The following is a 12184-nucleotide window of genomic DNA, read 5'->3' as shown; positions in this document are numbered from 1 at the left end:
TTTGACGGGCTTTCAGAGCTTGACGGACAGCTCAGACGAACCGTGAAAAGATCCGGTTGGCAACCACGATTGCCCCCGGAGCAAGGGCGAGGCGTTGGCCTGAACTAACAAGCAGCTCCTTGGCCAGAAGATCGTCGATGGTCTTGCCATATTGGTCCTGCAGGCAGGCGCCAAACTCATCCCGCAACTGTCCGATGTCGATGCCGTCCAGCAGGCGTAAACCGAGAAAGAGTGACTCGGAAAGAGCCTCCAGTTGCGTCAGTACCTGCCGTTCCTCATTCTGCAGGCAGTCTTTCTCCATTGCGCCCAAAAAGGAACGGTGGCCGCGCGGGCTCACCCACCGCATCCCCCATCCCGGCTCCCGCAGAAAAGAGTGGGCACCGGCACCGAAACCGAGATAATTGCCGCGCCGCCAGTAGACTTGGTTATGGCGTGAACGGAAGCCGGGCCGGGCAAAGTTGGAGATTTCGTAGTGCTCGTAGCCGTCAGCGATCAGAAGGCTCCTGGTCGCTTCGAACATGGCCGCCGCCTCATCCTCATGGGGCAAGGGCAACTCTCCTCGCTCTTCCATTGCCGCGAAGGGGGTCCCCTCCTCAACACTGAGGCTGTAGGCGGAAATATGCTCCGGTGCAAGTCGGGTGGCGGTCTCAAGGGTCTCCTGCCACATGGCGAGGTTCTGGCCGGGAAGGGAATGGATCAGGTCAATGCCGATATTGCTGAAGCCTGCTTTTCGCGCCCAGGCATAGGCTGCCACAGCCTCATCCACAGAATGCACCCGGCCGAGCCGCTGCAAGAACCGGTCGTCCAGCGCCTGCAATCCCAAGGAAAGGCGGTTCACCCCCGCCACCCGATAACCGGCAAGTTTTTCCGCCGTCACCGTGCCCGGGTTCGCCTCCAGGGTCACCTCTGCATTGGCCTCAAGGCCATAGAACCGCGCCGCCGCATCAATAATCCGTCCCACCAACTGCGGAGGCATCAGCGAAGGGGTTCCACCTCCGAAATAGAGCGTCGGCGAAGATACTGATCCGGAAAGTTTCGCAGCGCGCAGCTCCATCTCCCTGGCCACCGCCGCAATATATTCATCTGGGGTGATCGGTGAGCCGGCTATGGAATCGAAGTCGCAATAGAGGCACTTTTTTACGCAAAAGGGGAAATGAATGTAGAGGGAGAGTTGCATAGGGAAATAATAATTCATCTATAAGGCAATGCCAAGCTTAACTCCTCTTGAAATAGGTGTTCATTTGCATTAAACTTCCCCACATCATAATGAAATTTTATTTATAGAAGGAGGCCTCCGTGAGCAAACAGATCAAGGCTGCCGCGGTGCAGTTCACTATCAAGGTCGGCGATATCGATGCCAACGTGGAACATGTGCGGGAAGCCCTGCACCGGCTGCATGATGAAGGGGTGCAGCTGGCGGTGTTGCCGGAGATGTGGAGCTGCGGCTTTGCCTATAAGGAGCTGAACGAGCTGGCCAAACGGACCCCAGAGGTGGTGGAGGAGATGGGGCGGCTTTCGGCAGAGCTGAACATGGTGCTGGTGGGTAGCCTGCCCGAGCCGGATGGGGAGAAAGTCTGCAACACCGCCTATGTCCTCGACAAAGGCAAGCTGGTGGGCAAGTATCGCAAGATCCACCTTTTTTCACTGATGAACGAGGATCGTGCCTTTACCGGCGGTGATTCCTGGCTTTTGGCCGATACCAGCCTGGGCAAGATCGGCGTCATCATCTGTTATGACCTGCGCTTTCCCGAACTGACCCGGCGGCTGGCGGTAGAAGGGGCGGAAATCATCGTCGTCCCGGGAGAATGGCCCAGGCCGCGGGACGAACACTGGCGGCTGCTTCTCCTGGGAAGAGCGATCGAGAACCAGCTTTTCGTCGTTGCCGCCAATGCCTGCGGGGTGATGGGCAAGCTGGATTTCTTCGGCGGCAGCATGATCATAGGTCCCAAGGGGGAAATACTCGCCGAGGGGGGTTACGAAAGCTGCGAACCCGCGGCTGTCCTGAATTTTGCCGGCATGGAGAGCTGGCGCCAGCAGATCACCTGCTTCCCCGACCGCAAGCCTCAATTTTATTGAGCCTGTGACTGCCGGTCCAGCTCCTAAAAATCGTGTTGACTTCGCCATGCGGAAGGCATATGTATTGGACTTTGTCCCCATAGACGGACCATTTCGTCCGAAATTCGGAGGTAACAAGCCTTGGGAATTTTTGCCACAACCGGACTTGTCGTAAAACTGGTACTTTTCGTTCTTCTCTATTTTTCCGTCGTTTCCTGGGCAATCATCTTCTTTAAACTGCTCCAGGTGCACCGGGCCAAGAACGAATCCGAGCGTTTCCTGGAATTTTTCTGGAAGGCCAAGCGTTTCGATGCCATCAATGCCCAGTTGGACCGTTTTGCCAACTCGCCTCTGGCTGTCCTCTTCAACGAAGGGTATGGTGAGCTGAAGAAGCTCATGGAAAAGGGAGAGGAAAAGCAGGACCCGACGGTTATCAGCACGGATCTGGCGGGCATCGACAATATCTCACGCGCCCTGCGCCGCGCTACCACCTCCGAGATCACCCGCCTGGAGAAATATACGACCTTCCTCGCCACCACCGGCTCCACAGCCCCGTTCATCGGCCTTTTCGGCACCGTCTGGGGCATCATGACCGCTTTCAAGGGGATCGGCGAAACCGGCTCGGCATCCCTCGCCGTCGTTGCCCCAGGCATCGCCGAAGCGCTCATAGCCACGGCGATCGGTCTCGTTGCCGCCATACCTGCGGTTATGGGGTATAATCATTTTCAGCACAAGATCCGCGTAATCGTCGGCGAGATGGACAGCTTTTCCACCGAGTTTCTCAACATCGTCCAGCGGACCTTCACCGGCAAATAGGAGAGCAGCATGGAACTGGGAAGCAGGGACAACAACAGCCGCTCCACCATGGCGCAGATCAACGTTACGCCGCTGGTGGACGTCATGCTCGTCCTTCTGGTTATCTTCATGGTGACCGCCCCCATGATGCAGCAGGGGGTGCAGGTCAACCTGCCCAAGGCAGAAACTAAAGCACTGGCCCCACAGGAAGAGACGGTGATCGTCACTCTGGAGCGGTCGGGCAGGATATTCATCAACAAGAACGAAGTGCCCCAGGGGGAGTTGAAGTCAAGGCTCTCCGGCATGTTTGCCTCGCGCACGAAAAAAGAGGTTTTTCTTAAGGCGGACAAGGATGTTCCCTATGGTGAAGTGGTAAAAACCATGGCCGAAATCAAGGGTGCCGGCATCGAACGCCTCGGCATGGTCACGGAGCCTGCCCAAGGTAAATGAAACACACATTGAAAAGAAGAGAGCCCGGCCCAGGGGGCATGCTGGTCTGTTCCTTCCTCTGCCACGCGGTGATTTTCCTGATCGCAACCAATTTGAATTTCCTGCCGGGGCTGCATACTGACAATTCCCCCGTCTACTATGTGGATGTGGTCAACCTGCCGGTGGCAAACCCTCAGGCAGGCTCGCCCGCGGGAGGAACGGCATCAGCTCCCCCCGCTGTTGAGCCGCCGCCCCAGATCAAAGAGCCGTCACAGATGAAGCTTCCCGCTGTTAAACCGGCCCCGAAGGCTGCGGGCAAACAGCAGGCAAAGCTCTCGCCCGGCACGGAAACGGCCCAGGAATTCGAAGAACGGCTGGCAAAGTTGGAACGTGACACAGAGGCCCGGCATCAGGCCGCCGCTCTGGAAGCGGCACGAAGGAGGGCCACCGGTGCAGGCAGAGGACAGGCCGGCATGCCGGGAGCCACGGGAACCGAAGCCGGCAGTGATTATGCCAGCTACATCCGCTCCCGCCTGGAAGACGCCTTCCGGCAGGAAGATATTTTCACCCCCGACCGGAACAAGGTGGTGGAAGTCAGGCTGACCATCGGTCGCACCGGCAGAATCATCGGCAAGCGCTACGACCGCAGCTCCAGTGACATGATGTTCAACAATGCCGTTGAACGGGCCATCAGCAGGGCGGAACGGGATTTCCGGCCGCCACCCGGCGGCGGCACCTTTGAGCACGGCTTCGTCTTTAAACCACAAGGGGTCGGGAAAAATTGAAAAAGCTCTACATCCTCATCATGCTGCTCTGTCTGCCTTGTTCCATCATGGCCGACGATTACCTAGAGATCACCGCCCCCGGCAACCGTCAGCCGCAGCTTGCCATCGCGCGGCCCATTCCCCTGTCCGGCAGTGCGAATACCGAACTTGCCAAAGCCATCGCAGATATTCTCGCTTTCGACCTGACCCTGTCCGGCAAATTCACCATCATGCCTTCTCCCCCTGCCGAAACGAAAACCGGCATTCGCTCCGGCGAATTCGACCTTGCCCCCTGGCAGACTGCGGGCGCCAACCTGCTGGTGAAAAGCGGCTACATTGACAATGGCCAGACCGTCACCATGGAATTCCGCTTTTTCGATGTGAGCCGCGGCAAGGAGCTGGCGGTCAAGCGGTACACGGGCAAACGCGCGGACCACCGCAAGATTGCCCATATGTTCAGCAACGATATCCTCCGTTCGGTTACCGGCGAGGCCGGTCCGTTCACCGGCAAAACCGCCTTCGTTTCCACCGCTTCAGGAACCAAAGAGATATACCTGATGGATTACGATGGCTATAACGTACAGCGCCTGACCAAGAACGGGTCCATCAACCTCAACCCAGACTTCTCACCCAGCGGCAAGGAACTCATCTATACCTCCTACAAGCGGCGCAATCCCGACCTCTACCGCCGAGAACTGCTCTCCGGCTCTGAGGCCCGCATTTCCTCCCATCCCGGCATCAATGTAACCGGCGCATGGTCCCCCGACGGCAGCAGAATCGCCCTGGCCATGAGCAAGGACGGCAACTCGGAAATTTACACCATCTCCAAAGATGGTAAAAATCCTGCCCGTCTCACCCACAACCCGGCTATCGACGTTTCTCCCGCCTGGTCTCCCGACGGGTCCCGCATCGCATTCGTTTCCGATCGCCTGGGCAAGCCCCAGATATTCATCATGAATGTCGATGGCTCCCACGTTACCCGGCTGACGACCAGCGGCGCCTACAACGTCAGCCCGCGCTGGTCCCCCAAGGGAAATACCATTGCCTACTGCCGCCAGGAGGGGGGCTTTCAGATCCATGTCATAAACGTAGACGGAAGCAACGATATCCAGCTGACCAATGCAGGGAGCAACGAACATCCCCGGTGGTCCCCTGACGGCCGCTTCATCACCTTCAGCTCGACCAGGGGGGGTAAGGAAGGGATCTACGTCATGAGAAGCGACGGCACCGGCCAGGTTCGGGTTTCCCGCGGCAATAACGCCGATTCCCACCCGACTTGGTCCCCGTGGTGGTAACGTCATTCATGTATATTTCTTAAGCCGATAGTTGAAATTGCTTCGGACTTATGTATAATCCATCTAGTTTTGTCTCGGCGAGGAACGGATCCTCAGCCCTTAAAACTGCAATCAAAAAGGAGAAAAGCAATGCGTAAGGGTATGGTAGGCTTGGTGACGGTTTTATTTTGCGGTGCTCTTTTATGCGGCGGCTGCGCCAAGAAGGAAATGGTGAAAGCGGAAGAGGCGACTGTACCACCAGTTACGACTGAGAAGCCTGCCGCAACCCCTTCCAAGCCCGCCCCGAAGGAGGAGACCGTTAAGGAGCAACCGGTCCAGGAAGCACCGACAGCCACTGGGGAATCGACCGTCAAGGAACAGCCTACGGTTATCGCTGCCACCGAGCTGGAAAAGGTGTTATTCGATTTCGATTCCTATACCCTTTCCCAGACTGCCCGCGACACCCTCTCCAAGGATGCCCAGTGGCTGGAGAAAAACAAGCAGACCAAAGTTCAGATCGAGGGGCACTGTGACGAGCGTGGTTCCGACGAGTATAACCTTGCCCTCGGCGAAAATCGTGCTAAGGCTGCCATGAAATATCTCATCTCCCTCGGCGTGCCCGCTTCCCAGTTGAGCGTCATCAGCTTCGGCAAGGAAAGGCCTGCCGATCCGGGCCATGATGAAGCTGCTTGGGCCAAAAACAGAAGGGCGGAGTTCGTTATTCTCAAGTAGGCCGTCCCATATGGGCTAAAAAGGGAGCCTCCTTCAGGCTCCCTTTTTATATGCCGTTCGGATCGGCTCTTCAGTACTGCTTCATTACGGAGGATTCAATATCATGCAGTTCATCAGGAGAGCTTTGCCGTTCATTCTTGTATTCGCCCTTGCCGGTTGTGCAACGAGAGAGACGGTGGATTCCCTGCAAAGGGACATGGAAGAAATGAAAAGCCGCCTCTTCAAAATGGAGAAGGATCTCGGCGGGATGCGCAGCGAGACCAAAGAGGGAATAGAGAAGACGATCAAAGATTTTCATAAGGAAATGGAGGGGCAACGTAAGGGAGCCGCCGATCTGCAGGCAACACTGGATAGCACCAAGGTTGACATGCAGGTCCTGACCGGAAAGATAGACGATATCCGCGTGCTGGCCCAGAAGCCGGCCGATGACCTTGCCCTGCTCAAGGAAGATACCGACCGCCGCCTTGCTGCCGTGGAAGACCGGCTTACCAGACTGGACAAAAGCTTCGACGATTTGCAGAAAAAGGTGGCCGAGGCAAAAACAGCGGAGGTGGAACAAACGCCGGAATCGCTCTACCAGAAGGGGCTGGATACCTTGCGCAAGGGAGATTCCCAAAAGGCCAGGGAATACCTGAACCGGTTTCTGGAATTGTATCCCCGCCACAACCTCTCGGCAAACGTGCATTACTGGCTGGGGGAAACCTATTATGGTGAAAAGAAATTCGACCAGGCCATTCTTGAATTTCAGGATGTTATCAAGAACTACCCCGGTAACGAAAAGATCCCTGCCGCCATGCTGAAACAGGCCATGGCTTTCAAGGAACTGGGGGATGCAAAAAGCGCCAGATATGTATACAAGAAACTGGCGGAAGATTATCCCCATACGGATGAGGCACGAATCGCCCGGGAAAAGTTGAAAGAACTAAAGTAAAAAAAAACGGGGCTTACGCCCCGTTTTCCATTTCAAATCGCCCTCTTTCCAAGAGCAATCTAAACTTTCTTTGTCGCCGCTTCCGTCTTCTCCTGTGCCTCAGTGCCCTCTTCCGTCCGAACGAGCTTTTCCTTCTCATCGGTAACGCGGGATTCCTCCTGAACACTCTGCTTGAAATCCTCGGTAGCCCGCTTGAACTCGGCGAGCCCCCGCCCGAGTGACCTGGCCAGTTCGGGAAGTTTGTGGGGACCTATCACCACCAGCGCAATAACAAAAATGACAATCAGTTCCGGCATGCCGATGCCAAACATAATGGGCTCCGCTAAGTGTCAGTGACCAGAAAAACCGCTTTCTGTCCGTAAATCCTGCCAAAATAATAGTGGTTTTGCCATAGGGTGTCAAGTGGCGTAATTTAAGGATTTGACATGGGCAGGAACATTGACTACTATCGTCCGGTACTGTATACGGCCGCACGGCGGTTTTCACAAGGCTGATATACGGTTGTACCTGCATGCAAAGGAGACGGTAACAGCTGCCATGTACCAGGATGATATGAAAAATGAGATCAGGGCTCTGCTCAAGGAACGCAACGGCATTCTACTGGCCCACAATTACATGCGGGACGAGGTCCAGGAGATCGCCGACATTACGGGCGATTCCCTCGGACTGTCGGTGGAAGCGGCCAAGACTTCCGCCTCCGTCATCGTCTTCTGCGGTGTTCACTTCATGGCTGAATCGGCTTCGATCCTGGCGCCGAAAAAGACTGTCCTTCTGCCGCGCCTTGATGCCGGCTGTCCCATGGCCGACATGGTAACGGTTTCTGCCCTTCAGGAAATGAAAAGACGCCACCCCGGCGTGCCGGTTGTCACCTATGTCAACTCCTCGGCAGCGGTAAAAGCAGAGAGCGATATCTGCTGCACCTCGGCCAACGCGGTCAAGGTGGTGCAATCCCTTGCTGCACCGGAAATCATCTTTGTTCCCGACCGGAATCTGGGGCGTTATGTGGCCCGTTTCACCGACAAAGGCTTCCATTTCTGGGACGGTTACTGCCCGACCCACGAACGCCTGAAGCCGGATGCGGTGATTCGCCTGAAAGGGGAATATCCCGACGCCCTCTTCATCTGCCATCCGGAATGCAACCCCGAAGTGGAGGCGCTGGCCGATCACGTCTGTTCCACCACCGGCATGTACGACTTCTGCAGGAAAAGCCCTGCCAAGCGCTTTATCATCGGCACGGAAGCGGGTATTCTTTACCGGCTGCAAAAGGAAAATCCGGACAAGGAATTTATCCTTGCCTCCCCCGCCCTTGTCTGTCCAAACATGAAACTCACCTCCCTTGAAGACATCCTTGCCGCCCTGAAGTCCATGTCACCGGTCGTCAAAGTACCCGAGGAGATTCGCGAGCCGGCCAGACGGGCGCTTGACCGGATGCTGGCCATTCCCCGGGACTGATGTACCAGCCGCTGCAGCTGGAAAACTCTACAGGGAAAAGCGAAGAGCTGCTCTCGGTATTCGCCGCCCTGCTTGAACGCTATGGCAATCTGCACTGGTGGCCTGCCGAAACGCCATTCGAGGTCTGCGTCGGTGCCATTCTGACCCAGAATACCAACTGGGGCAATGTGGAAAAAGCCATCGTCAACCTGAAACAGGCAGGACTTCTGTCGGCAGCGGCATTACACCGAGTGCCGGTTGACGCGCTTGCCCAGGCCATCCGGCCGGCAGGTTTTTTCAATGTGAAGAGCGCCAGGCTGAAGGATTTCGTCAACTGGCTTTTCGAGAGACACGATGGCAGACTGGATGTGATGTTTGCCGGGGACTGGCATGAATTGCGCGAGGAACTGCTGAAGGTGCGGGGTATCGGGCGTGAAACCTGCGATTCCATCCTGCTCTATGCCGGGAATAAGCCCTCGTTCGTTGTCGATGCCTACACAAAGCGGCTGTTTGCCCATCTGGGCCTGGTTTCTGAAAAGGACGACTATGAAGGGGTGCGCGCCCTGTTCATGGATAACCTTCCGGCCGACGTGGCATTGTTCAATGAGTATCATGCCCTCATCGTCCGGCACTGCAAGGAACACTGTCGGAAAAGACCGCTCTGCAGCGGTTGTAGTCTGCATCTTTCCTGTAAATCCTTATGAAATCATGACCTCCACCCTGTTTCTCCCCCCCTGCTTGGCCCGATAGAGTGCCTCATCCGCCTGCCTGAACAGGGAATCGACACAGTCCACTCGCGCGGAAGGAAATGTGGCTACGCCGAGGCTGACTGTGATGGTCAGGTTCTTTATCGTCCCGTCAAAGGCAATCTCCTGAACAGCACAGCGGCACCGCTCGGCAAAAAGCATTGCCTGGGGCAGTGCCGTCTCCGACAGGATCACGACGAACTCCTCGCCCCCGTAGCGGGCAGCAACATCATAGCTGCGAACCATGCCCTTCAGCAGGGCTGCAACCGCAACCAAGACATTGTCCCCTTCCTGGTGACCGTAGTTGTCGTTGACCTTCTTGAAGTGATCGATATCCACCATTACCAGGGAGAGGGAGGTTTCTTTCCGCACAGCACGCTGGTATTCCCGCTCCAATGCCTCCATCAGGTAACGGCGGTTGTACAGGTGGGTAAGGGGGTCGGTGTTGGAGAGCTGCTTGAGGAGCTCGTTGGAACGCTTCAATTCATCCTGAAGCCCCTTGATCTTCAACTGGACCTTGACCCTCGCCACCAGTTCCCCGGCATCGAAAGGTTTCGTAACGTAATCGCAGGCTCCTTCCTCCAGCCCTTTTATCTTCAGGTCCCGATCTTCCCGCCCCGTCAACATGATCACCGGAATATCCTTCAATTCATCCCGCGTCTGCAACATGGCGATGAATTTAAAGCCATCCATGCGCGGCATCTCCAGGTCGCAGAGAATCAGATCCACCTGGGTGTTGAGAACGAGCTTGAACGCTTCGATACCGTCTGATGCCTGCAGGTAGCTATCGAAGAGGGACACGCGCTGCAGGGTCTGCACGATCTGGGCGCGGATCTGGTTGGAATCGTCGATTATTAGTACCGTAGTTGCCATAGTCCCCGACCTGGTGAGTTACCCGTTTGCCTGACCAGCCGTCACAGCACCGGCTCTTTGGCGCGGCGCTTCATTTCGGCAATGGTGGCCGCATAGTCGCTGCTGCCGAAGACAGCACTTCCCGCCACGAAAACATCGGCGCCGGCATGGGCTATCTGGGCGATGTTCGATTCCTTAACCCCGCCATCCACCTCCAGCTCGGTCTCCAGCCCCTTTTTATCCAGCATGCCGCGCAGGGCCTGTATCTTCGGCAGGCAGGCATCGATGAACGACTGACCGCCGAAACCGGGGTTGACGGTCATGAGCAGGACAAGGTCCAGGTCTTCCAGAATGTAGTCGAGGGTGTGCAGAGTCGTGGCTGGATTGAGGGAAACCCCCGCCTTTTTGCCGAACGACTTGATGAGCTGCACCGTCCGGTGCAGGTGATGGGTCGCTTCGGCATGGACGACGATTATGTCCGCTCCGGCCTTGGCAAAATCGCCGATGTACCGGTCGGGGGCATCAATCATCAGATGGACATCAAGGGGCAAGGGGGTCACCCGGCGCACCGCCTCCACGACCAGAGGTCCGATGGTGATGTTGGGAACGAAGCTCCCGTCCATTACATCGATATGGATATAATCGGCTCCCGCCGCTTCCACTGCCCGTACCTCCTCTCCCAGACGGGAAAAATCCGCGGAAAGGATGGATGGTGCTATTTTTTTCATGACAACCTCCGGATAGTAAAGACCTGTGCCACATAACGCGAGTCCGGGGAGGCTATCCCGGGAATCCGCCCCTAACTCTTTGGCCTTTTTTATTTTTTCTTTAGTCGTGCGGCGAAAAACCCGTCCATGCCGTGCCGGTGCGGCCAAGCACGGAAAAAGCCATCGGGGGTGAAGAGTCCTGCCAGTTCAGGAAAGAACTTGCGCAGATCATCGGCTGCAAACTCCCCGTGGCGGGACAGAAAATCCCTTATTACCGCTTCGTTTTCCTCCACCGTCGTCGAACAGGTTGCGTAAAGGAGTGTGCCCCCCTTCGCCACGTGCCCAGCCAGGTTCTCCAGCAAGGCTCTCTGCCCCCTGGCGAGATCATCCACATCGGCAGCCGTTTTCCACCACTTCCCTTCGGGATTGCGCCTGATGACCCCCAGTCCCGAGCAGGGTGCATCAAGGAGAATCCGGTTGAATGCTTTGTCACCCTGGGATTTCAACGGTCCGGCCGTATCGAGGAGCACGGTCCGTATGGACTTAATGCCTAGCCTGGCAGCGTTTTCATCGATAAGCCGAAGCTTGCGGGGAATTACGTCGCAGGCGACAACCTCGCCACAATCCTCCATGAGCTGCGCCAGCTCGGTCGCCTTTCCCCCCGGCGCGGCGCAGGCATCAAGCACCCGCTCCCCCGCCTGGGCGCCCAGAAACATGGCTGCCAGCTGCGAAGACTCGTCCTGAACGAAGAATAGGCCGTCCTGAAAGGACTTAAGCCGCGAAACGGAACCGGAGAGGGCGATGCGGACCGCCATGGGGGAGAACCGCCCGGCCTCGCACGACACCCCTTCCGCCGCAAGGATCTCCATAAGTCGCTGGCGGCTTGTTTTGAGGGTGTTGGTCCTGATGGTCAGGGCAGGGGGCTCGGCCATGGTCTGAGACAGTAATTCAGCCTCGGAGAGTCCCAGCTGCTCGATCCAGGCCATTGTCAGCCAGGACGGGTGTGAGTGGGCGACGGCCAGGTAGGTGGCCGGGTCCTTCTCCCGGTCCGGATAGGAAATAGCCCCCCGATTCCGGTCGGCGTTGCGCAGGATCGCATTGATGAACCCGGCTGCCCGGGGAACCAATACCTTGGCCAGCTTGACCGTCTCGTTTACCGCTGCTGAGACCGGCACCCGGTCCAGGTAGAATATCTGGTAAAGCCCCAAGCGCAGGAGCAGCAGCACTGCACGTTCCAGACGCTCCAGCTTCTGATTGGAGAACTGCCTGATGATGTGATCGAGGGTTGCCTGGCGGCGCAGCACTCCGTAGACCAACTCGGTAAGCAACCCCCGGTCGGGGCCGCGCAGTGCCCCGACAGACAATTCCCGGTCAATGAGAATGTCCGCATAAGACCGTTCCTTGTCGATGCGCAACAGTATTCCGAAAGCGGCACTACGCGGATTTGGGCTGGACACTGTGCCTCCGT

General features: G+C 56.9%; 14 protein-coding genes. 9 read left to right on the top strand and 5 right to left on the bottom strand.

The genetic code is table 11. The annotated features are described in order from the left end of the window. Positions 1–31 precede the first annotated feature (31 nt). Positions 32–1195, bottom strand: a complete 1164-nt coding sequence (gene hemW, locus ML541_RS07545) for a radical SAM family heme chaperone HemW (RefSeq protein ID WP_243372062.1) — start codon at positions 1193–1195, stop codon at positions 32–34. A 101-nt stretch (positions 1196–1296) separates the two neighbouring features. On the opposite strand from hemW, the gene ML541_RS07540 reads away from it, so the two are divergent. The 7 genes from ML541_RS07540 (at position 1297) to ybgF (ending at position 6980) form a co-directional block, all read left to right on the top strand. Next, positions 1297–2076, top strand: coding sequence for a carbon-nitrogen family hydrolase (locus ML541_RS07540; RefSeq protein ID WP_243372061.1), 780 nt, complete (start codon positions 1297–1299; stop codon positions 2074–2076). A 120-nt stretch (positions 2077–2196) separates the two neighbouring features. Then, a complete protein-coding gene (gene tolQ, locus ML541_RS07535) occupies positions 2197–2871 on the top strand; it encodes a protein TolQ (protein WP_243372059.1) in 675 nt (224 codons plus the stop codon). Positions 2872–2880: 9 nt separating this feature from the next. Continuing rightward, positions 2881–3300 carry a protein TolR gene (gene tolR, locus ML541_RS07530; protein ID WP_243372057.1) on the top strand — a complete coding sequence of 140 codons (420 nt, stop codon included), beginning with the start codon at positions 2881–2883 and terminating at the stop codon, positions 3298–3300. Positions 3301–3338: 38 nt separating this feature from the next. Next, positions 3339–4064, top strand: a complete 726-nt coding sequence (locus ML541_RS07525) for a TonB family protein (RefSeq protein WP_243372055.1) — start codon at positions 3339–3341, stop codon at positions 4062–4064. A 20-nt stretch (positions 4065–4084) separates the two neighbouring features. Continuing rightward, the gene (gene tolB, locus ML541_RS07520; protein ID WP_243372324.1) at positions 4085–5338 is read left to right on the top strand and encodes a Tol-Pal system beta propeller repeat protein TolB; all 1254 of its coding nucleotides are present in this window, start codon (positions 4085–4087) and stop codon (positions 5336–5338) included. 129 nt (positions 5339–5467) lie between these two features. Next, positions 5468–6049, top strand: coding sequence for a peptidoglycan-associated lipoprotein Pal (gene pal / locus ML541_RS07515; RefSeq protein WP_243372054.1), 582 nt, complete (start codon positions 5468–5470; stop codon positions 6047–6049). A gap of 103 nt (positions 6050–6152) precedes the next feature. Then, positions 6153–6980: a tol-pal system protein YbgF gene (ybgF, locus tag ML541_RS07510; RefSeq protein ID WP_243372053.1), complete on the top strand. Its 828-nt coding sequence runs from the start codon at positions 6153–6155 to the stop codon at positions 6978–6980. A 59-nt stretch (positions 6981–7039) separates the two neighbouring features. Here the strand turns inward: ybgF and tatB are convergent, their stop codons facing one another. Further along, positions 7040–7291, bottom strand: a complete 252-nt coding sequence (gene tatB, locus ML541_RS07505; protein ID WP_243372052.1) for a Sec-independent protein translocase protein TatB — start codon at positions 7289–7291, stop codon at positions 7040–7042. Positions 7292–7517: 226 nt separating this feature from the next. Between tatB and nadA the strand changes: the two genes are divergently transcribed. Together nadA and ML541_RS07495 are read left to right on the top strand one after the other, a co-directional pair. Further along, positions 7518–8432 carry a quinolinate synthase NadA gene (gene nadA, locus ML541_RS07500; RefSeq protein WP_243372051.1) on the top strand — a complete coding sequence of 305 codons (915 nt, stop codon included), beginning with the start codon at positions 7518–7520 and terminating at the stop codon, positions 8430–8432. After that, on the top strand, positions 8432–9115 hold the full coding sequence (locus ML541_RS07495) for an endonuclease III domain-containing protein (protein WP_243372050.1): 684 nt from the start codon (positions 8432–8434) through the stop codon (positions 9113–9115). Before nadA ends, ML541_RS07495 begins: the two co-directional genes overlap by 1 nt. Here ML541_RS07495 and ML541_RS07490 read toward each other — a convergent pair. From ML541_RS07490 to rsmB, 3 genes are all read right to left on the bottom strand, one after another. Continuing rightward, positions 9110–10030 (bottom strand): diguanylate cyclase, encoded by a 921-nt coding sequence (locus ML541_RS07490; protein WP_243372049.1) that lies wholly within the window; start codon positions 10028–10030, stop codon positions 9110–9112. The genes ML541_RS07495 and ML541_RS07490 overlap by 6 nt on opposite strands. Positions 10031–10071: 41 nt before the next feature. Further along, positions 10072–10737 (bottom strand): ribulose-phosphate 3-epimerase, encoded by a 666-nt coding sequence (gene rpe, locus ML541_RS07485; RefSeq protein WP_243372047.1) that lies wholly within the window; start codon positions 10735–10737, stop codon positions 10072–10074. A gap of 89 nt (positions 10738–10826) precedes the next feature. Continuing rightward, positions 10827–12173: a 16S rRNA (cytosine(967)-C(5))-methyltransferase RsmB gene (gene rsmB / locus ML541_RS07480; RefSeq protein ID WP_243372046.1), complete on the bottom strand. Its 1347-nt coding sequence runs from the start codon at positions 12171–12173 to the stop codon at positions 10827–10829. Between the last annotated feature and the right edge of the window lie 11 nt (positions 12174–12184).

This window comes from Geotalea sp. SG265, assembly GCF_022808985.1.
In the GTDB taxonomy this organism is placed as follows: Bacteria; Desulfobacterota; Desulfuromonadia; order Geobacterales; family Geobacteraceae; genus Geotalea.
The sequence above is the reverse complement of the archived record's forward strand: the minus strand, read 5'-3'. Positions and strand labels throughout refer to the sequence as shown.